The following is a 20,094-nucleotide window of genomic DNA, read 5'->3' as shown; positions in this document are numbered from 1 at the left end:
TAGACGGTTCGTGCCTGGCTCGGTGCGGACCGAGACAGGAGAAATGTGGCCAAGGTCCGCGTACATGAGCTTGCTAAAGAGCTCGGTATTACTTCCAAAGATGCAGTAACCAAACTGCAGGAACTGGGCGAATTCGTTCGCTCCGCCTCGTCAACAATCGAGGCTCCCGTTGTGCGGAAACTGCGCAACGCTTTCCCCGACGCCCCCGCAGCTTCGAAGTCTGAAGCTCCGGCGTCCGCCCCCCAGGCATCTGCCAGCCCGGCAGCGAACCGTCCGGCGCCCGCGCCTGGCCCCGCTGCGCCCAAGGCTGCAGAGCCCAAGGCTGCAGAGCCCAAGGCTGAAGCTCCGGCTCCGGCCGCTGCGGCACCTGCCGCCGCGCCCGCCGCTCCGGCCGCCCCCGCCGCCCAGGCTCCGGCAGCCCCCGCTGCCCAAGCCCCGGCCGCTCCGTCGACGGGCGTCAAGCCCGGCGCGCGCCCGGCCCCTAAGGCTGAAACCCCGGCTGCTCCGGCACGCCAGGGTGGTTCTGCACCGCGTCCGGGCGGTCCCCGTCCCGGCAACAACCCGTTCGCCACGTCCCAGGGCATGCCCCGCGGCCGCGGCGGCGACAACGAACGTCCCTCGCGTCCGGGCAACAACCCGTTCGCTCCTTCCCAGGGCATGCCCCGTCCGGGCGGAAGCCGCACCGAGGGTGAACGCCCCGGTGGTCCGCGCCCCGCAGCAGGCGCAGGCGGCCCCCGTCCGGGTGGTCCCCGTCCGGCAGCAGGCGCAGGCGGCCCCCGCCCCGGCGCCCCGCGTCCGGCCGGTGCTCCCGGCGCCGGTCGTCCGGCAGGAGCCGGCGGCAACCGCCCGACTCCCGGCATGATGCCCAACCGCACCGAACGTCCCGCACCCGCTGGTGCCGGCCGTCCCGGCGGCGGAGGCCGTGGTCCGGGCCGTCCGGGTGGCGCTCCGGGTACCGGTGCTCCCGGTGCCGGTGGCGGCGCTCCGGCCGGTGGTGGCTTTGGTAAGGGCGGTCGCGGTCGCGGCGGCACCCAGGGAGCCTTCGGTAAGGGCGGCGCAGGCCGTGGCAAGCAGCGCAAATCGAAGCGTGCCAAGCGTCAGGAACTGGAGCAGATGAGTGCTCCGTCGCTGGGTGGCGTGAGCGTACCCCGCGGCGACGGCAACACCGTAGTCCGGCTTCGCCGTGGCTCGTCCATCACGGACTTTGCCGACAAGATCGAGGCAAACCCCGCAGCACTGGTGACCGTCCTCTTCCACCTCGGCGAAATGGCCACGGCCACCCAGTCGCTCGATGAAGAGACCTTCGCCCTGCTCGGCGAGGAGCTTGGCTACAAGCTCCAGGTTGTCTCCCCGGAGGACGAGGAGCGCGAACTGCTCTCCACCTTCGACATCGACTTCGACGCCGAACTGGAAGCCGAAGGCGATGAAGACCTCGAGGCACGTCCTCCGGTTGTCACCGTCATGGGTCACGTTGACCACGGTAAGACCCGACTGCTCGATGCCATCCGCAAGTCCGACGTTATGGCGGGCGAGCACGGCGGCATCACGCAGCACATCGGTGCGTACCAGGTCACCCACGCCCACGAAGGCATCGATCGCAAGATCACCTTCATCGATACTCCGGGCCACGAGGCGTTCACCGCCATGCGTGCCCGTGGTGCGAAGGTCACCGACATCGCCATCCTGGTGGTCGCAGCGGACGACGGCGTCATGCCGCAGACCGTTGAAGCCCTCAACCACGCCCAGGCGGCCAACGTGCCGATCGTCGTGGCCGTGAACAAGATCGACAAGGAAGGCGCCAACCCGGACAAGGTCCGCGGCCAGCTGACCGAGTACGGCCTGGTTCCGGAAGAATACGGTGGCGACACCATGTTCGTTGAGGTCTCTGCCCGCCAGAACCTGAACATCGACGAGCTCCTCGGCGCCGTTCTGCTCACCGCAGACGCTGCCCTGGACATGCGCGCCAACCCGAACAAGGACGCCCGCGGTATCGCGATTGAAGCCAACCTGGACAAGGGCCGCGGTTCCGTGGCCACCGTCCTGGTTCAGTCCGGTACCCTGCACGTCGGCGACACCATCGTGGCAGGCACGGCCCACGGCCGCGTCCGTGCGATGTTCGACGACGACGGCAGCGCCCTGACCGAGGCCGGCCCGTCCCGCCCCGTGCAGGTGCTGGGTCTGTCCAACGTCCCGCGCGCCGGTGACACCTTCTTCGTGACCGCTGACGAGCGCACCGCCCGCCAGATCGCCGAGAAGCGTGAAGCTGCCGACCGCAACGCCGCCCTGGCCAAGCGCCGCAAGCGCATCAGCCTGGAAGACTTCGACCAGGCCGTCGCCGATGGCAAGATCGACACCCTCAACCTCATCCTCAAGGGTGACGTGTCCGGTGCCGTTGAAGCCCTCGAAGACGCGCTGCTCAAGATCGACGTCGGCGAGGGTGTCCAGCTCCGCGTCATCCACCGCGGTGTCGGTGCGATCACGCAGAACGACGTCAACCTGGCAACGGTCGACAGCGCCGTCATCATCGGCTTCAACGTCAAGCCCGCCGAGCGTGTTGCCGAACTGGCAGACCGCGAAGGCGTGGACATGCGCTTCTACTCCGTCATCTACGCAGCAATCGATGACATCGAGGCAGCCCTCAAGGGCATGCTCAAGCCGGAGTACGAAGAGGTCCAGCTTGGCACCGCCGAGGTCCGCGAAGTGTTCCGTTCCTCCAAGTTCGGCAACATTGCAGGCTCGATCGTCCGCTCCGGTGTTATCCGGCGCAACGCCAAGGCCCGCATCAGCCGCGACGGCAAGATCATCGGTGACAACCTCACCGTTGAGACGCTCAAGCGCTTCAAGGACGACGCCACCGAGGTCCGCACGGACTTCGAGTGTGGTATCGGTCTTGGCTCGTTCAACGACATCACCGAAGGCGACATCATCGAGACCTTCGAGATGCGCGAGAAGCCGCGCGTCTAACGTGTTGCTTCGCGGGTGGGGCGGTCGGAATTTTTCCGGCGGCCCCGCCCCTACGCTGGGCGGCAATGGATCTGCGATCCATTGCCGCCCAGCTTCGGCAGGCCCGATGCCACTCCCAGGCCGCCGGAAAAATTCCAACGGGAGTCCGTCGTTGACTCACCGTAGTGCGTGGCAGAAAACTGAAACGAGCGACCCCGCCTAACAGGCGCCGTCGTACATCCAAATTTTTTAGGAGTGGAAATGGCTGATCCCGCACGGGCTGCCAAGTTGGCGCAGCGGATTAAGGTTGTCGTTGCTGAGGCGCTGGGCCGGAGGGTGAAGGATCCCCGCCTGGAAGGCGTCACCGTGACCGACTCGCGGGTGACCAACGACCTGCAGCACGCGACTGTTTACTACACCGTGTTCGGTGACGAAGTGGCTCAGGCCGATGCCGCCAAGGGGCTGGAGAAGGCCAAGGGCGTGCTGCGGCAGGAAGTCGGGCGGAACATCACCGTGCGGCTGACTCCGACGCTCGAGTTCGTGGCCGACCAGATCCCCGTCAACGCCTCGAACCTTGAGGAGCTGCTCCGGGCGGCGAAGAAGCGCGACGCCGAGGTGGCCGCGCTTGCCGAAAGTGCAAAGCACGCCGGCGACGCCGATCCTTACAAGAGTGACACCCCGCAGGACGTGGAGCTCGACGAGGACGACTTTGACGAAGAGGACCTGGACCTCATCGACAACGACGCCATCGATGAGGACCGCAACAAGTAGGAATGCCTTCCACAGCAGGGGCCGGAACCGGTAACGGATCCGGCCCCTGCTGTCGTATCCGCTCGGAACGATCCAGAGATGGCCGGAATTAACGGGGTCTTCGCCGGAATGTGGCGGGGGACCACTTTAGCTGCAGGGCACAGTCCCGGCAGGTTGGGTGCTCTGGTTCAGGGGGAGTTCCGTGAAGTTCTGCACACTACTTCGACGGGAACCGGACTTGGAAGGGATACGGATGGAAAGCGCAGGTGGACGGCCGGGCCACGGTTGGCGAACATAGAAGCATCAACGACCGCAGTTATGCGCAAAGGTGGCGGAGGGCCGTGGAGTCCAGCCTGACCAAATGCCCGCACTGCGGGAAGACCAACCGGATTCCCGCGGCCGTTGCCGGGCACCCGCGCTGCGGCAATTGCCGCAAGGACCTTGCCTGGATCGTGGCGGCGTCCGACTCCGACTTCCCTGTTGTCGCCGAGCAATCAACCGTTCCGGTCCTCGTCGATTTCTGGGCGGCGTGGTGCGGGCCGTGCCGAATGGTCAGCCCGGTGCTGGACAAGCTGGCCGTGGAGCGGGCGGGAAAATTCAAGCTGGTGAAGGTCGACGTCGACACCTCCCCGGGATTGTCCCGGCGGTTCGATATCCAGGCCATCCCCACGCTGCTCGTCATCAAGAACGGGGCCGTGGCAGCCCGCCAGGCCGGTGCGCCGCCGTCGGCCGCCCTCCGCAGCTGGCTCGACGCCGCACTGTCCGCCTAGCGGCGTCTTGAGCGTCCCCGGGCTCCCAGCCCGCCGCCCAGCACGGGCGATCCCATGCCCAGGAGGTAGCCGAAGTCGTACCAGTTCCCCGCGCGGGCGGAGTTATAGAACGGGAATTCACTCCAGAACCCGAATACATGGGCGATCAGGACGATCCATGCCGTCAGCCCATTCCAGAAACCCCACAGCAGGTCTTGCCACCACACGATGTACTCCCTCGGCTGGAAATCCACGGCGCCCTGACGGGCCAGGTCCGACGCCAGGATAGGCGGGCCAGCCTGGAATCGCCGTGAGTTTAGGCTAGGGCGCCGGCCGGCCCGGCGATAGGGCCGGTGGACCTGTCGGTGTCCGCTGCCGGCTCGCGTGCAGGGACGCGCCCGAGTCCCTCCACCAGATCGGCCCGGCTGCCGCAGAGCGCGATCCGGATCCAGCCCTCGCCGATGGAGCCGAACGCCGTGCCGGGGGCAAAGGCCACGCCGGAGTCCGCCAGGAAGCGGCGCGTCCATGACCGGACATCCCCGCCACTGGCATGCGAGACGTCCGCCCACAAATAGAACGCGCCTTGGGCCGCGAGGTAGGGGATGCCGTGGGCGCTCAGCACCGCCGAAGCCGCGTCGCGGTTGGCCCGGTAGTGGGCATGGGCGTGGCTGACGTAGTCCTGCGGACCGGTCAGCGCTGCCAGCGCGGCGTACTGCGACGGCGAGGCCACGCACGACACGATCGATTCCATCACGTTGTTCATCTTCTGTTCCAGCCCCGGCGGGCAGATCAGCGCACCGATCCGCAGTCCCGTCAGCCCATAGGTTTTGGAGAGCGTGAGCGAGGTGAAAACGCGTGCTTCGCCCGGGACGTCGCTGTCGAAGCGGGCCGGGCTGACGTGCGGGACATCGTAGGTGAACGCCTCGTAGCATTCGTCGGAGATGACCCACAGGTCGTACCGCCTCGCCAGCTCCACAAGCCGGCGGGTCAGGTCCTCGCCCAGGACAGCGCCGAGCGGGTTGGACGGGGAATTCAGGATCAGCACCCTGGTCCGGGGCGTGATGAGCGCCTCGATGTCCTCGATCCGCGGCTGGAAATCGTGCTCCGGGTACAGCGGGTAGCGGACCGGAACGGCGTGCAGCAGGCTGCTGGTCATCGCGAAGGTGGGGTAGCCGGGATTGGGGATGAGGATCTCGTCGCCGGGGGAGAGCAACAGGCTCATGGCAAAATGCAGGCCCTGCTGCGCGCCGTCGACCACGTAGACGCGCTCGGCGCCGACCGCCGTCGCGTTGTGTTCACGGAAGCGGGCCGCGAAGGCCTCACGGAGTGCCGGGATCCCGGCGTTGGGTGTGTAGTTGGTCTCGTCCCGGTCGAGGCAGGCCATCCCGGCCTCAAGGACGTGGCGGGGGACTGCGAAGCCCGGCTCGCCGATACTGAGCACGATCGCACCGGGCGTTCCCCACGCGGCTTCGGTGATCTCGCGGATCTGGTTGATCGGGACGTCACGGACATGTGCGGCAAGCTCGGGCATGTGTGCCATCCTAACGCCCGTCGTCCACGGTGGGCGGTGAGGGCCGTGGGCGTCGGGGCAGGGCTCGCCCGCATATACTGGGAGGCGTGCTTTCTGGACTGGTGATAGTAGACAAGCCGCAAGGTTGGACCAGCCACGATGTGGTTGGACGGATGCGGCGGATTGCCGGTACCCGAAAGGTCGGCCACGCCGGGACACTGGATCCGATGGCCACCGGCGTTCTGGTGGTGGGCATCAACAAGGCCACCCGCCTGCTGACTTACATCGTGGGGACGTCCAAGACCTACACGGCCACCATCCGGCTCGGTGAATCCACCGTGACGGACGACGCCGAAGGCGAGGTCACTGCCACCCGCAGCGCCGCCGGGGTCACCGAAGACGCCGTCCGCGCCGGCGTCGCGGCACTGACCGGGGAAATCGAACAGGTTCCCAGCAGCGTCAGTGCCATCAAGGTCAACGGCGAACGCGCCTACGCCCGGGTCCGGTCCGGTGAAGAGGTCAAGCTCGCAGCCCGGCCCGTGACGATCCACCGCTTTGAGATCCACGAGACCCGTCCCGTCCACGACGGCGAGGCCCTCGACGTCGACGTCACCGTGGAGTGCTCCTCCGGCACCTACATCCGTGCCCTGGCCCGCGACCTCGGTGATGCTCTCGGCGTCGGCGGCCACCTGACGGCACTGCGCAGGACTCAAGTGGGTCCGTACACCCTTAATCAGGCGCATACCCTCGAACAATTGGCCGAGACGCTGGACGTCCTGGAGATCTCGGACGCTGCCCGGGCACTCATGCCGAACCGTGAACTCAGCGAGGCGGAAACCACCGAGATTTCCTTCGGACGCAGGATCGCCGCTGGAGCAGCGGCAGGCACGCCGGGGGCAGCGACCGCGGACAAACCGGCAGCGGCGTTTGCGCCGGACGGTTCGCTCGTGGCCCTCCTGGCCGATGCGGGAAGCTACGCCAAACCTGTGCTGGTCTTCGCGCCGGATAATGAAAAGCCCGGCAACGGCAGGCCCGGCAACGGCAAGCCGGGTACGGAAAAGCTGGCCGGCCAGTAGTGGACGCGTATTTCTACATCATTCTGGTGGTTGGCCTGCTCTCCAGCATCATCTGCGTCGTCGCGGGCCTCCTGAAGAAGGCGCCCAACGACACGACGATTCTGTCGGTGGCCGCCGTCGAACTTGCCCTCCTGGTCTATCTGGCGGGTTCGATTGTCCGGGTGGCCAGCGGCGAGCGGATCGCGGGGGAGTCTTGGGAGTTCTGGGGATATCTGGCGACGGCGCTGATCCTCCCGATCGGGGCCGTGTACTGGTCCATCCTGGAACGGACCCGCTGGAGCAACTTTGTCCTGGCCGCCGTCGGCGTCACCGCCCTGGTGATGGCGGCGCGTATGAACCAGATCTGGTATTGAGATGGAAGAGGCAGAAAACGTGAGCGCAAACTCCCCGCACGACGGCACCGGAAACCCGGCTGGGCCGGCGTCCCGGACCACTGGGCCGGCGGACGCTGGGTCCGCTGACACTGCGCCGGCGGAAACCGCGGCCCCGGGCGCAGGTGCGACTGACACTGCGCCGGCGACGACCGATACCCGCAACACCGGGCCGGGACGGCTGCTGATTGCTGTCTATGCCATCTTCGCGATTTCGGCGACTGCCAGGGCCGGCTACCAGATTCTCACGAAGTTTTCCGAGGCACCGTTGGCGTACCTGCTGTCCGCGTTCGCCGCCGTCGTGTACGTCGTGGCCACCGTGTCCCTGGCGAAGCCGGGGCGCACCGCGTTCAAGGTTTCCGTCGCGGCAGTCCTGGTGGAGCTTGTGGGCGTCCTGGTGGTGGGAGCACTTAGCGTGTTCGACTCGGTGAACTTCCCGCACGAGACAGTGTGGTCCCTGTTTGGCCGCGGCTACGGATTCATCCCGCTCCTGCTGCCGATCCTGGGACTCATCTGGCTGTACCGCCGCCGGCCCGCGCCCCGGGACCACTAGCTCCGGCTGACTACACCCGGCCGGCGATGCGCCCGGCCTCCGTGAGCCTGCTGCGTAGCCCCGGCCAGGCCGCCGCGAAGCCCGGGTGCAGTTGCTTGCTGCCGACGGCGTCAATCCCCACCCACTGCAGTTCGAGGCTTTCCGGATCACTGATTGTTGCGTCGAAGGGTTGCACTGCTTCGGCGACGACCGTCGTGTAAGTCCAGTAACCGACGTCGAACACGGACGTAAACAGGACGCGGACGTTCTCCGACGGCACGGCCGCTTCTTCCCGTGCTTCCCGCAGCGCGCCGTGGATGGCCTCTTCCCCCTGATGCAAGGCGCCGCCCGGGAGCCCCCAGGTACCGCCTTGATCGCTCCATAGCGCGCGGTGCTGGAGCAGGACCCCCTTGGCGGGGTCGTGGACCAGGAGCCCGGCGGAACCGAACCGACCCCAGAACCGTCCCCGGTCGCCTTCGACCCAGGCATCGCCAGGATCGCGTGGGCCCAACGGGCGGCGCGGATCGCCCGGCAGCGGTGGTGCGAACGGTGATTCCCCGACTCGGGGCGCGGCTGTGCTGTCCATCCCTACAGCTTGCCACGCACCGGTCCGTAGGAGGGCGGGCGTCGTACGCAGTGTTACGTGCTCGGCGTGCCCTGTGGGCTTTAGGTGCCCTGAGGTGCTGCCGAGAGTCACCCAGTATGAGTCGCGGCCGCGTCGCGCGGCCGCGAAATCGCTTCTGCTGTTGCTGTCGTACCCCTCTGGCAGAGTTTAGTTATGGAAGCCGTTGGAGAGTTCATCCCGGACCGGGCCCCGTGGGCCGGCCCGGCTGTGTCCTCCCGGCATCCCCGCCTGGCCGCCGCTCCCGGCGCGGCTGACGCAGCCGGCGGCGCTCCGGGTGCTCTGGGCGCCGCGGGTGCGGCGGTGGACTCGGCGCTGGCGGTGCTGCGGGCTTCGAGCCCGACTGTGGATGCCGACGCCGCCTGGTTTGGATTGCGGGAGGCCGCGGACTTTGCCGGACACGTCGAGGACCTGTTCCGCACGGTCGAATACTTCCAGCTCGTTGCCGCGGCCGCGGTGGAGCGGACGCGCAAACAGGCCGCGTTGACCCCGCCGGCCGCACACGGGTGGGGTGCGGAAGCGGCCCAGGCGGGCTGGCTCACAGGCTGGAAACAGGAATCCGACGGCAGGACGGATGCCGGATCCGGCGGGGGAGCTGATGCCGTGTCGTACGTCGGGGCTCCCGGCGTTCCGGTCGGCGGGACGCCTGCCGGGGCCGGCACTGAGCCCCGCGGTGACTTGGACGGGCAAATTGGGATGTCCGCTGCTGCGGACGACGGCTACCGGAATGCCACGGAGTTTTTGCGGGCGCGGCTGCGGATCAGCGCCGCGGAGGCCCGGCGGAGGCTAACGCTCGCCGCCGAGCTGCTGCCCCGCACCGGCAGCGGCGGCCATACCGGGCCGCCGGTGCGGGAGGAGCTCGCCGCCGCCGTCGCGTCCGGAGACGTCGCCTCACGCGCCGCAACCCTCATCACGCTCGCCCTGGATCGGGTCCGGCACAGCTGCCTCCCCGAGGCCGCCGCCACCATGGAACATGCCCTGACCGTGACGGCCATCGAAAACGACGCCGATTTCCTGGCCCGGATCGCCCGGCGATGGACTGACGCGATGGACCAGGACGGCGCGGAACCCTCCGAGGAACTGCTCCGCCAGCTCCAGGGTGCCTTCCTCCGCAAACCCCGGCACGGCCTGCAGCACCTGGAAATATTCGCGACCGCGGACCAGTTCGAGCACCTGGTGACCGTGATGAACACCGCCACCAACCCCCGCACAGAGGGTGGCGATACTTCTGGCAGCGGCCGTGCGATGGTCCCAGCACCTGCGGAGGTTTCAGTCGCCGTCGAGGACGGCGAAGGGAGACCACTCGACCTCCGTTCCCGGCCGCAACGGCTGCTGGATGGCCTGGTCGGTGCCTGCAAAGTGGCCCTCGCAACCGGAGGGCTGCCCACGGCGGGCGGGCTCCGGCCCCAGGTCATGGCCACCATCGACTACCGGGACCTCGTCCAGCGGCTTGGCAGCGACAACGAGGGCGGCACGGGATCGCTGATGTTCACCGGCCCAATCACCGCCGGCAGCATCCGCAAGATCGCTTGCGACGCCGACATCATCCCGGTCGTGCTGGGTGGGGAGGGGCAGGTTTTGAACGTCGGCCGTGCCTCCCGGGTCTTCCTGCCCCATATCCGCAAGGCCATCACGGCCCGGGACCAGGGCTGCGCCTTCCCGCAATGCACCATTCCGGCGCCGTGGTGCGAGGCCCACCACATCACCTACTGGTCCCGCGGCGGAACCACCGGGACCGAGAACGGAACCCTGCTCTGCAGCTATCACCACCACGTGATCCACAAGGAACACTGGAGCATCCGTATGCGGACGGGCATCCCCTGGTTCATCCCGCCACCGCATCTCGACCCCGCCCAGACGCCCCGACGGAACACATACTTTCGCCTGGAGTGACACCGCGCCTGGACTGAAGCTCGCCTGGACTGAAGCTCGCCCGGGGTGACCCCGCAGCTGGACTGAACCTCGCCTCGACTGGCTCGGTGGCACCCCAGAATCCGCTCCCACGTCGCCGGGCTCCCTGCACCGGGCCGAAAGTCCCAAGCATGGGCGCCACGGTGGGCCTAGGGTGGAGGCATGGACCAGCGCAGTCTGATGCTGCGGGCAGTGAAGACGCTCCACACCGTTGCGTGGCTCGTCATCGAGGCCTGTATGGCCTACGTCCTGTACGCCGGCATCACGGGCCGCAATGACAGGAAGACGAGGGCTGCCGCCGTCGTGGTCGCCGGCGAATCGCTGATTTTTGCGGGCACCGGCTTCCAATGCCCGCTGACCGTCGTCGCGAAAAATCTTGGCGACGGCTCGGGCTCCGTCACGGACATCTACCTGCCGCGGTGGTTAGCGAATATCCTGCCTGGGCTCCACGTCCCCCTCATCCTCGTCGCCGTGCTGCTGCATTGGCGGAATTGGCGGAAACAGGCGGTGCGCGACAGCGAGCGGCGGCTTTTGCTCGGGCGGTAGTGCCCGCCCGCCTCACACCTTCGCCCTGCCTCCGATTAACCGTGGTCCCTCCGGCGGGGCGTTTACGAGGCTGCCCCGGCGCCCGGCGGACCGTCCGGGAGTTGCCCGGATTGCGGGTAATCTTAGAGAGTTCCGGAGCCGGCACGGTCGCTCCGGAGGAGTTCATGGCAGGCAGCAAAAGGCGAGGTTGATGGTCCACATCTGGAACGATCTGTCCGAGGTCCCGGCGGACTTTGGTCCTTCGGTTGTCACGTTCGGCAATTTCGACGGCGTGCACCGCGGCCACCAGCAGGTGCTGTCGCAGCTCATCCGTACCGCCCGGTTGAACCACGCACGCGCCGTCGCCATCACCTTCGACCCGCACCCCGCGCAGGTACACCGCCCGGAATCGGCTCCCGAGCTGATCATGGGGCTGGAGGATAAGCTCGTGGCCCTCGGAGAGCTCGGTCTCGATGCCGTCCTGGTGATGAAGTACTCGATGGAGCTCGCCAGCCTCACCCCCGAGGAATTCGTCGCGACAGTGCTGGTCGACAGCCTCAAGGCCAGCCACGTGGTGATCGGCCACGACGCCCGGTTTGGCCGCGGCAATTCCGGGGACCTCGCCACCATGCAGGAGCTGGGCAAGAAGCTCGGGTTCGAGGTGCTGGTCATCAGCGAGTTCGGCTCGGAGGGCTTTCCCATCCACGACGACGGCGGCACGGACCGCCGCTGTTCGTCCACGTGGGTGCGCGAGGCCCTGCGCGCGGGCGACGTCGCCACTGCCGCTGCTGTCCTCGGCAGGCCGCACCGGATGCGCGGCGAGGTGGTGCACGGTGCCGCACGCGGCCGCGACCTCGGCTTCCCCACCGCGAACCTCTCCTCGACGGCCACCGGGTACATCCCCGCGGACGGCATCTACGCCGGCTGGCTCGTGGACCAGGCCGGCACGCGCTGGCCCGCCGCCATCTCCGTGGGCTCGAACCCGACGTTCGACGGCGTGAGCCGTCAGGTCGAGGCCCACGTGATCGACCGCCCGGAAGAGTCTCCCGACGACTTCGATCTGTACGACCAGACAGTTGTGGTGGAATTTGTCGCCAGGCTGCGCGGCATGGTGGCGTACCGTGGGGCGGAAGCTTTGGTGGAGCAGATGCGCCTGGACGTCGTCCAGGCCCACGACCTCCTGTTCGCCCGCTAAAAACCGGGCCGGATCGGCGTCGGCCCCGCGCTGACAATGTTCTGATTCACTGGAGCCGCGCGCTGATTGGCAGCCATGTGGCAAGGAAGGCAAAACACGTGACCATCGAGAAAAACACGAGGGAACTGGACCAGGACATTGTCCGGGACTTCAGTGCGCGGATGAGCTACGCGTCCTACCTGCAGTTGCCCACCCTGCTCAGCGCCCAGCAGCCGGTCAGCACCCCGGAACACCACGACGAGATGCTGTTCATCATCCAGCACCAGACCACGGAGCTGTGGCTGAAGCTGGTATTGCACGAGCTGCGCAGCGCCGCCGCGTGGCTGCGGTCGGACGACCTCGGGTCCGCCCTGAAGGCGATCGCCCGCGTCAAGCACATTCAAAAGACGCTCACCGAGCAATGGTCCGTGCTGGCCACCCTGACGCCCACCGAGTACTCCCAGTTCCGCGGCTTCCTCGGCAACTCGTCCGGATTCCAGTCCAGCCAGTACCGCGCGGTCGAGTTCCTCCTCGGCAACAAGAACGCCAAGATGCTTCCGGTGTTCGAATCGGACCCCGAGGCCCACGAAATGCTGCGCGAACTGCTCGAAGCCCCCAGCATCTACGACGATTTCCTCGCCTATCTCAAGCGCCAGGGCTTCGACGTCCCGGCCTCCGTGCTGGAGCGCGACGTCACCAAGGCCCACGAGTTCTGCCCCGAACTGGTCCCGGTGTTCAAGTACATCTACGAGAACGCCGCCAGCAACTGGGGCGCCTACGAGGCCTGCGAGGAACTTGTGGACCTTGAGGACAACTTCCAGCTGTGGCGCTTCCGCCACCTGCGCACCGTCCAGCGGACCATCGGCATGAAGGCCGGCACCGGAGGATCCAGCGGCGCCGCGTTCCTGCAGAAGGCCCTCGAACTGACCTTCTTCCCCGAGCTCTTCGCCGTGCGGACGGAGATCGGCCAGTGAGTAGCTCCGCCAACACCGAAGCGACGGACATCCTGTGGCAGCGCGCCCTCGACCTCGACGCCGCGGATCCGCTGGCAGGCTACCGCGACCACTTCGTCGGCACGGACACGGACCTGTCCTACCTTGACGGCAACTCCCTGGGCCGTCCGCTCAAGCGGACCGTCACCGACATCGGCAGCTTCATCCAGGACAGCTGGGGCGGCCGCCTGATCCGGGGCTGGGACGAGGAATGGCTCGAACTGCCGCAGAAGATCGGCGACCAGCTCGGCCGTGCCGTGCTCGGCGCGGCGCCGGGGCAGACGATCATTGCCGATTCCACCACCGTGGTGCTGTACAAGCTCATCCGCGCCGCTCTGGCAGCCGTCACTGATCCGGCCCGGACCGAGATCGTCCTGGACAAGGATAATTTCCCCACCGACCGCTACCTGGTGGAGGGAATCGCCCGTGAAGAAGGCCTGACCCTGCGCTGGATCGACGCCGATCCCGCCTCCGGCGTCACCGTCGAGCAGGTGCGGGACGCCACCGGCCCGGCCACCGCCGTCGTGGTCCTGAGCCAGATCGCCTACCGCTCCGGCTTTCTCGCGGACCTGCCGGGCATCACCGCGGCAATCCACGACGCCGGCGCCCTGGTGGTCTGGGACCTGTGCCACTCCGCCGGGTCGGTAGAGATCGCTTTGGACGACGCCGACGTCGACTTCGCGGCAGGCTGCACCTACAAATACCTGAACGGGGGACCGGGCTCGCCCGCCTTCGCCTACATCAACGCCCGGCACCTGGCCGGGCTGCAGCAGCCCATCTGGGGCTGGATGGGGCGCAAGGACGCGTTCGAAATGGGTCCCGGCTACGAGGCCGCCCCCGGCATCCGCGGCTTCCTTAGCGGCACTCCGGCGATCTTCGGGATGCTCGCCATGCGCGGCACCCTGGACCTGATCGAGGAAGCGGGGATGGCGTCCCTGCGGGAGAAGTCACGGTTGCTGACCGCTTATGCCCTCGAACTTTACGACGCCTGGCTGGCGCCGGCCGGCGTGCAGCTGTCCACCCCGCGGGAGGCAGAACTGCGCGGGAGCCACGTAACCATCGACCACCCGGCCTTCCGGGAAATGACGGCTACATTGTGGGACCAGGACGTAATTCCCGATTTCCGCGCCCCGCAGGGCATCAGGATCGGGCTCTCGCCGCTCAGCACGTCCTATGCGGAGCTTTACCGGGGCGTCGCCGCTATTCGCGAGCTGCTCGCAGCCCAGGAAAGTGGATCCGCATCGCCAGGGGAGTCGGCCGCCGCGCCCGGCGGTTTCGACAAGACCGCGGACGTGCCACTAAACTGAACGTTGGATCCGGCTGCAGTCCGTGGCGGCTGGCTCCTGTTGTGTACGGAATGCCCGGCTTCGGCGGGAAAATTCCGGGACGGCACCCCCGGCAGTGCATTACTGATTCGGGCCTCACGGCACATCTCTAGGAGTTATTGTGGCACTTGAAGCCGCTGTAAAGCAGTCCATCATCAAGGATTTCGCAACGTCCGAGGGCGACACCGGTTCGCCGGAGGTCCAGGTTGCAGTCCTGACTCAGCGGATCAAGGATCTCACTGAGCACATGAAGGAGCACAAGCACGATTACCACACCCAGCGCGGTCTGCTGGCCATGGTTGGTCGTCGCAAGCGCATGCTCACCTACCTCAAGAACACTGACATCACCCGCTACCGTAAGCTCATCGAGCGCCTCGGCCTGCGTCGCTAGTCAGCTTTAAGGGGCGGCCCCTTCCGGACCGGAAAGGGCCGCCTTCTTCAGGAAAAAACTAAACAGGAGGATCAACCGCATCACGCATTCGCGGTCCTCGGTAGTGATCCCCGGGAACGGCCTCAAGGAATGAGGCCCGGCCCGTGGGTCTCGATCGATGACCGGGTGCAGTGCAGGCCAGTAGACAGATGCTGGGCTGGGTTGATGCGGCTGGGCTCCGTGAACCAAGAAACGGAGGTGACTCTCTATGGAGGGTCCCGAAATCCAGTTCTCAGAAGCAATCATTGACAATGGCCGCTTCGGCAAGCGTGTAATCCGCTTTGAAACCGGCCGCCTTGCCAAGCAGGCAGCCGGCGCAGCGATGGTCTACATCGATGAAGAGACCGCGCTGCTGTCCGCAACCACCGCCGGCAAGCACCCGCGTGAAGGTTTCGACTTCTTCCCGCTGACCGTCGACGTCGAAGAGCGTATGTACGCCGCCGGCCGCATCCCGGGCTCGTTCTTCCGCCGCGAAGGCCGTCCCTCCACGGAAGCCATCCTGGCCTGCCGCCTCATGGACCGCCCGCTGCGCCCCGCGTTCGTCAAGGGCCTGCGCAACGAAGTCCAGATCGTCGTCACCGTGCTGTCCATCAACCCGGACGAGCTCTACGACGTCGTCGCGATCAACGCGTCCTCGATGTCCACCCAGCTCTCCGGCCTGCCCTTCTCCGGCCCGATCGGCGGCGTCCGCGTTGCCCTCGTCGCCGACGAGAACGGCTCGCAGTGGGTTGCGTTCCCGAAGCACTCCCAGCTCGAGAATGCCGTCTTCAACATGGTCGTCGCCGGCCGCATCGCCGGTGACGACGTCGCCATCATGATGGTTGAAGCCGAAGCCACCGACAACTCCTGGAACCTCATCAAGGAACAGGGCGCCACCGCCCCGACCGAAGAGGTTGTCTCCGAAGGCCTCGAGGCTGCCAAGCCGTTCATCAAGGCCCTTTGCGAAGCACAGTCCGACCTGGCAGCCCGCGCCGCCAAGCCGACCGTCGAGTTCCCGGTCTTCCTGGACTACCAGGACGACGTCTACGCCGCTGTGGAGTCCGCTGCCGCCGAGAAGCTGGCCGCTGTCTTCCAGATCGCCGACAAGCAGGAACGCGACACCGCGTCCGACGAGCTCAAGGACGAGGTCACCTCTTCCCTGGCCGGCCAGTTCGAAGGCCGCGAGAAGGAGCTGTCCGCAGCCTTCCGCTCCGTCACCAAGCAGGTTGTGCGCCAGCGCATCCTCAAGGACCAGATCCGCATCGACGGCCGCGGCCTGACGGACATCCGCCAGCTCACCGCCGAGGTTGAGGTCCTGCCCCGCGTCCACGGCTCGGCCATCTTCGAACGCGGCGAGACCCAGATCATGGGTGTCACCACGCTGAACATGCTCAAGATGGAACAGCAGATCGACTCGCTGTCTCCCGTGACGCGCAAGCGCTACATGCACAACTACAACTTCCCGCCGTACTCCACCGGCGAGACCGGCCGCGTCGGTTCCCCGAAGCGCCGCGAAATCGGCCACGGTGCCCTCGCAGAGCGCGCCATCATGCCGGTGCTGCCGTCCCGCGAGGAATTCCCCTACGCCATCCGCCAGGTGTCTGAGGCTCTCAGCTCCAACGGTTCGACGTCGATGGGTTCCGTCTGCGCCTCCACGCTGTCCCTGCTGAACGCAGGCGTGCCGCTGAAGGCTGCCGTTGCCGGTATCGCCATGGGCCTGGTCTCCGACCAGGTCGACGGCCAGACCCGTTACGCCGCCCTGACCGATATCCTCGGCGCCGAAGATGCCTTCGGTGACATGGACTTCAAGGTTGCCGGTACCTCCGAGTTCGTCACGGCCATCCAGCTGGACACGAAGCTCGACGGCATCCCCGCCTCGGTCCTGGCCGCGGCCCTGAAGCAGGCCCGCGAAGCCCGCCTGCACATCCTGGACGTCCTGAACTCAGCGATCGACACCCCGGACGAGCTCTCCGAGTTCGCGCCGCGCGTCATCGCGGTCAAGATCCCGGTTGACAAGATCGGCGAGGTCATCGGCCCGAAGGGCAAGATGATCAACCAGATCCAGGAAGACACCGGAGCCGACATCTCGATCGAGGACGACGGGACTGTCTACATTGGCGCCACCAACGGCCCGTCTGCCGACGCAGCACGGTCCGCGATCAACGCCATCGCCAACCCGCAGATCCCGGAAATCGGTGAGCGCTACCTGGGCACGGTCGTCAAGACCACCACCTTCGGCGCCTTCGTTTCCCTGACCCCGGGCAAGGACGGCCTCCTGCACATCTCCGAGCTGCGCAAGATCGCCGGCGGCAAGCGCGTGGACAACGTCGACGACGTCGTCTCCGTGGGCCAGAAGATCCAGGTGGAAATCACCAAGATCGACGATCGTGGAAAGCTGTCCCTCTCGCCCGTCGTGGCTGAGGAGGCTGGCGCTGAGAACGCTGACAACGCTGAGGTCTCCGCGGACGCCGCAGAGTAGTCTCTCCTGAGTCAAAAAGCAGGGCCGGTGGATCAACCACCGGCCCTGCTGCTGTTAAAGGTAGGATTGCAGGCAGATTTGGCATGTGTTCAATGAAAGGCCTTGATGACTGTCGTCCCCCTGCCGCTAGAGCAGAACCAGCACGCTGACACCCTGATCCACGGCGCCGACGGCGGCTCTGAGGTGCGCCGCTCGGTGCTGCCCGGCGGCGTCCGCGTCCTGACCGAGGCCATGCCCGGCCAACGCTCTGCCACGATCGGTTTCTGGGTTGGCGTCGGCTCGCGCGATGAAGCCCCCGGCCAGCACGGCTCCACGCACTTCCTGGAGCACCTGCTTTTCAAGGGCACCAAGCGCCGCACCGCGCTGGAGATCGCCTCGGCCTTCGACGAGGTAGGCGGGGAATCCAACGCCGCCACCGCAAAGGAAAGCACCTGCTACTTTGCCCGCGTGCTGGACACGGACCTTCCCATGGCGATCGACGTCATTGCAGACATGATCACCGGCGCGGTCCTGGACCCGCAGGAGATGGAGCAGGAGCGGGACGTCATCCTCGAGGAAATCGCCATGGACAGCGACGACCCCACCGACGTCGCGCACGAGAACTTCGTGGCCGCAGTGCTGGGAACGCACCCGCTGGGCCGCCCCATCGGCGGCACCCCGGCAGCCATCCGGGCCGTGGCACGCGACTCGGTGTGGGACCACTACCGCCGCTACTACCGTCCCGATGAGCTCGTGGTCACCGCGGCCGGCGGCCTGGACCACGACGTCGTCTGCGGGCTCGTGGTGGATGCCCTGCACTCCGCCGGATGGAACCTTGAGGCCGCGGCCGCCCCCGTGCAGCGCCGCTCCACCGAACGTGCATCGATTACCGGTACGGCCGGCCTGCATGTGGTCAAGAGGCAGGTGGAGCAGGCCAACATCATTATGGGTTGCCCCTCGCTGGTCGCCACCGACGGCCGCCGCTTTGTAATGAGTGTGCTCAACGCCGTCCTCGGCGGCGGCATGTCCTCGCGCCTCTTCCAGGAGGTCCGGGAAAAGCGCGGCCTCGTCTACTCGACCTACTCTTTCGCCTCCTCCTACGCCGACGCCGGCTATTTCGGCATGTACGCCGGATGCACCCCGTCGAAGGTCCGGCAGGTCATCGATTTGCTGGGCGCCGAGCTGGACAAGCTGGCCGCCGACGGCATCTCTGACGAGGAGCTCCGCAAAGCAGAGGGCCAGCTGTGCGGCGGAATCGTGCTGGCGCTGGAGGACACCGGTTCCCGGATGTCCCGGCTGGGCCGCGCGGAACTGGTGTCCGGCGAGTACCAGGACATCGATGAGACCCTGCGCCAGATCAAGGCCGTCACAGCCGCGGAGGTCCAGGAGCTTGCCCGTGAGCTCGCGGCAGCCCCGCGGACCGTCACGGTGGTCGGCCCGTTCGAGGAAACCGAGACGTTCGGACTCCTGGCCTAGACATTGCAACTCGAGCGGCGTCATGATGGTGGCGGGGTCACTCGGGAGGAACTCCATATGGGAGAAACTGTGGACCGGCCACTGCCAGGCAGTGCATGCGAGGCGCTTGAGGGGTTCCTGGGCCATTGGACGGGGATGACGCACTGGGAGGCGACCGCGTGGGGTCCGGCGCGCAGCGCGGACACCGAGATCATCTTTTCCCGGGCGGCCGCCGGGCTTGCCGTCACCCAGAGCTACCGGCACACGGACCCGGACGGCAACCGCTCCGAAGGCCATGGGGTCTTTACGACGGACCCGGACCACCCCGACACCCTCTGGTACCACGTCAACAGCCTGGGTCAGCCGCCCGAGGCGCCCGCGCGCGCCAGCATGGAAGATGGCACATTGACCGTGGAACGGCGCAGCGACCGGGGCACCGCACGGCACACCTTCCGGGTCGATGACGGCGAACTGACACACGCAGCCGGTCTCCGCCTGGGCAGGGCGAGCGACTTCACCCCCTTCATGACCACCGTGTGCCGCCGCGCCGCGGAGGGCGCTGCCGTCCCGGCGTGAGGCTTCGTCCCGGCATAAGGTCCCCGGCATAAGGTCTCAGGCGGCTCCCTGCAGGATCCGGGTCTTCGGAGTTCCCTCAAGGGCGGGCGCCGCCTCGGCGGAGTTCCACACCTTCGCCTGAAGATTGGCCAACAAGGCCTCCGCCTGCTCGCGCTGCTCGAAGTCCAGCTCAACCACGACAAAGTGCGGGTCGTCCACGGGTTGGTTGATGCGGTACGCGGTGACGCCCGACGCCGCGCGGTTGACCGGATCACGGTCGAACGCCGCTTTCCACAGGGCGAAATCTTTGATTTTATGCTCGATCTGCAAGGTGAACATGCTGCCCTCCTCGTTGGTGTTTGTTGCCCGCCGCGGCGGATATTCCACACTCTAGAACCGGTCAGCTAAACGCGATACCCCAGGAGTTCCTGGACCCGACGTACCGGCTTCATCGCGCGGGCGTGCCCGTCCTAGCCGCCGGCGAACGGCGGCAGAACGTCGACGACGTCGGCCGGCTGCAGCGCTGCGGCATGGTCCCGCACGGCAACTTCGTTGAGCAGGAAGCTGGAGCGGGACAGGATGCGTGCCAGCGGCGGCGTCCCGGCCGGCGGTTCGGGGCGCTCGACAGCGAGGATCGCCTCGAGCAGGGAGGCGAGGGTGTCGCCGTCGGCGAGGTCGTAGCGTTCTTCATCCACGCCGGCGGCAGCGCGCGCGGCAGCGAAGTAGCGTACATTCAC

General features: G+C 67.0%; 20 protein-coding genes. 15 read left to right on the top strand and 5 right to left on the bottom strand.

All coding sequences use genetic code 11. From position 1 onward, the window contains the following. Nucleotides 1-45: 45 nt before the first annotated feature. The 3 genes from infB to trxA all read left to right on the top strand — a co-directional run bounded on the left by infB (nucleotide 46) and on the right by trxA (nucleotide 4,463). Nucleotides 46-2,964 carry a translation initiation factor IF-2 gene (infB, locus tag B5X90_RS07105; RefSeq protein ID WP_079551381.1) on the top strand — a complete coding sequence of 973 codons (2,919 nt, stop codon included), beginning with the start codon at nucleotides 46-48 and terminating at the stop codon, nucleotides 2,962-2,964. A 240-nt stretch (nucleotides 2,965-3,204) separates the two neighbouring features. Continuing rightward, the gene (gene rbfA, locus B5X90_RS07100) at nucleotides 3,205-3,714 is read left to right on the top strand and encodes a 30S ribosome-binding factor RbfA (RefSeq protein WP_018774499.1); all 510 of its coding nucleotides are present in this window, start codon (nucleotides 3,205-3,207) and stop codon (nucleotides 3,712-3,714) included. Between the two features lie 320 nt (nucleotides 3,715-4,034). After that, nucleotides 4,035-4,463 (top strand): thioredoxin, encoded by a 429-nt coding sequence (trxA, locus tag B5X90_RS07095; RefSeq protein ID WP_079551379.1) that lies wholly within the window; start codon nucleotides 4,035-4,037, stop codon nucleotides 4,461-4,463. On the opposite strand, the gene B5X90_RS07090 is transcribed toward trxA, so the two are convergent. Together B5X90_RS07090 and B5X90_RS07085 are read right to left on the bottom strand one after the other, a co-directional pair. Next, a complete protein-coding gene (locus B5X90_RS07090; protein ID WP_028278246.1) occupies nucleotides 4,460-4,669 on the bottom strand; it encodes a hypothetical protein in 210 nt (69 codons plus the stop codon). The two genes, trxA and B5X90_RS07090, sit on opposite strands and share 4 nt — an antisense overlap. Before the next feature lie 89 nt (nucleotides 4,670-4,758). Next, nucleotides 4,759-5,973, bottom strand: coding sequence for a pyridoxal phosphate-dependent aminotransferase (locus B5X90_RS07085; RefSeq protein WP_079551376.1), 1,215 nt, complete (start codon nucleotides 5,971-5,973; stop codon nucleotides 4,759-4,761). A gap of 86 nt (nucleotides 5,974-6,059) precedes the next feature. Between B5X90_RS07085 and truB the strand changes: the two genes are divergently transcribed. The 3 genes from truB to B5X90_RS07070 are packed head-to-tail and all read left to right on the top strand — an operon-like array spanning nucleotide 6,060 to nucleotide 7,952. Further along, nucleotides 6,060-7,028: a tRNA pseudouridine(55) synthase TruB gene (gene truB, locus B5X90_RS07080; protein ID WP_079551373.1), complete on the top strand. Its 969-nt coding sequence runs from the start codon at nucleotides 6,060-6,062 to the stop codon at nucleotides 7,026-7,028. Next, entirely contained in the window at nucleotides 7,028-7,381 is a 354-nt protein-coding gene (locus B5X90_RS07075) for a hypothetical protein (protein WP_079551371.1), read from the top strand. Before truB ends, B5X90_RS07075 begins: the two co-directional genes overlap by 1 nt. A gap of 19 nt (nucleotides 7,382-7,400) precedes the next feature. After that, nucleotides 7,401-7,952 carry a hypothetical protein gene (locus B5X90_RS07070; protein ID WP_256860103.1) on the top strand — a complete coding sequence of 184 codons (552 nt, stop codon included), beginning with the start codon at nucleotides 7,401-7,403 and terminating at the stop codon, nucleotides 7,950-7,952. Nucleotides 7,953-7,962: 10 nt separating this feature from the next. On the opposite strand, the gene B5X90_RS07065 is transcribed toward B5X90_RS07070, so the two are convergent. Beyond that, on the bottom strand, nucleotides 7,963-8,517 hold the full coding sequence (locus tag B5X90_RS07065) for an NUDIX domain-containing protein (protein WP_079551366.1): 555 nt from the start codon (nucleotides 8,515-8,517) through the stop codon (nucleotides 7,963-7,965). A 192-nt stretch (nucleotides 8,518-8,709) separates the two neighbouring features. Between B5X90_RS07065 and B5X90_RS07060 the strand changes: the two genes are divergently transcribed. The 9 genes from B5X90_RS07060 (at nucleotide 8,710) to B5X90_RS07020 (ending at nucleotide 19,378) form a co-directional block, all read left to right on the top strand. Next, complete coding sequence (locus B5X90_RS07060) at nucleotides 8,710-10,446, top strand: HNH endonuclease signature motif containing protein (protein WP_079551364.1); 1,737 nt, start codon at nucleotides 8,710-8,712, stop codon at nucleotides 10,444-10,446. A 180-nt stretch (nucleotides 10,447-10,626) separates the two neighbouring features. Next, complete coding sequence (locus B5X90_RS07055; RefSeq protein WP_079551362.1) at nucleotides 10,627-11,010, top strand: hypothetical protein; 384 nt, start codon at nucleotides 10,627-10,629, stop codon at nucleotides 11,008-11,010. A gap of 190 nt (nucleotides 11,011-11,200) precedes the next feature. Continuing rightward, on the top strand, nucleotides 11,201-12,184 hold the full coding sequence (locus B5X90_RS07050; RefSeq protein ID WP_079551360.1) for a bifunctional riboflavin kinase/FAD synthetase: 984 nt from the start codon (nucleotides 11,201-11,203) through the stop codon (nucleotides 12,182-12,184). A gap of 98 nt (nucleotides 12,185-12,282) precedes the next feature. Next, a complete protein-coding gene (kynA, locus tag B5X90_RS07045; protein WP_079551358.1) occupies nucleotides 12,283-13,137 on the top strand; it encodes a tryptophan 2,3-dioxygenase in 855 nt (284 codons plus the stop codon). Continuing rightward, nucleotides 13,134-14,462 (top strand): kynureninase, encoded by a 1,329-nt coding sequence (gene kynU / locus B5X90_RS07040; RefSeq protein ID WP_079551356.1) that lies wholly within the window; start codon nucleotides 13,134-13,136, stop codon nucleotides 14,460-14,462. The genes kynA and kynU overlap by 4 nt, the downstream gene beginning before the upstream one ends. A 139-nt stretch (nucleotides 14,463-14,601) precedes the next feature. Beyond that, nucleotides 14,602-14,871 carry a 30S ribosomal protein S15 gene (rpsO, locus tag B5X90_RS07035; RefSeq protein WP_018774485.1) on the top strand — a complete coding sequence of 90 codons (270 nt, stop codon included), beginning with the start codon at nucleotides 14,602-14,604 and terminating at the stop codon, nucleotides 14,869-14,871. A gap of 247 nt (nucleotides 14,872-15,118) precedes the next feature. Beyond that, nucleotides 15,119-17,368 carry a polyribonucleotide nucleotidyltransferase gene (locus B5X90_RS07030; protein ID WP_079551353.1) on the top strand — a complete coding sequence of 750 codons (2,250 nt, stop codon included), beginning with the start codon at nucleotides 15,119-15,121 and terminating at the stop codon, nucleotides 17,366-17,368. 105 nt (nucleotides 17,369-17,473) lie between these two features. Then, complete coding sequence (locus B5X90_RS07025) at nucleotides 17,474-18,823, top strand: M16 family metallopeptidase (RefSeq protein ID WP_079551351.1); 1,350 nt, start codon at nucleotides 17,474-17,476, stop codon at nucleotides 18,821-18,823. A gap of 57 nt (nucleotides 18,824-18,880) precedes the next feature. After that, on the top strand, nucleotides 18,881-19,378 hold the full coding sequence (locus B5X90_RS07020) for a DUF1579 domain-containing protein (RefSeq protein WP_256860102.1): 498 nt from the start codon (nucleotides 18,881-18,883) through the stop codon (nucleotides 19,376-19,378). Nucleotides 19,379-19,414: 36 nt separating this feature from the next. On the opposite strand, the gene B5X90_RS07015 is transcribed toward B5X90_RS07020, so the two are convergent. Together B5X90_RS07015 and B5X90_RS07010 are read right to left on the bottom strand one after the other, a co-directional pair. Further along, nucleotides 19,415-19,696 carry a hypothetical protein gene (locus B5X90_RS07015; protein ID WP_079551347.1) on the bottom strand — a complete coding sequence of 94 codons (282 nt, stop codon included), beginning with the start codon at nucleotides 19,694-19,696 and terminating at the stop codon, nucleotides 19,415-19,417. A 131-nt stretch (nucleotides 19,697-19,827) separates the two neighbouring features. Continuing rightward, nucleotides 19,828-20,094 carry a MoaD/ThiS family protein gene (locus B5X90_RS07010; protein WP_079551345.1) on the bottom strand — a complete coding sequence of 89 codons (267 nt, stop codon included), beginning with the start codon at nucleotides 20,092-20,094 and terminating at the stop codon, nucleotides 19,828-19,830.

The organism is Arthrobacter sp. 49Tsu3.1M3, from assembly GCF_900168135.1.
Taxonomy (GTDB): Bacteria; Actinomycetota; Actinomycetes; order Actinomycetales; family Micrococcaceae; genus Arthrobacter.
This window is presented reverse-complemented; position numbering and strand designations above follow the sequence as displayed.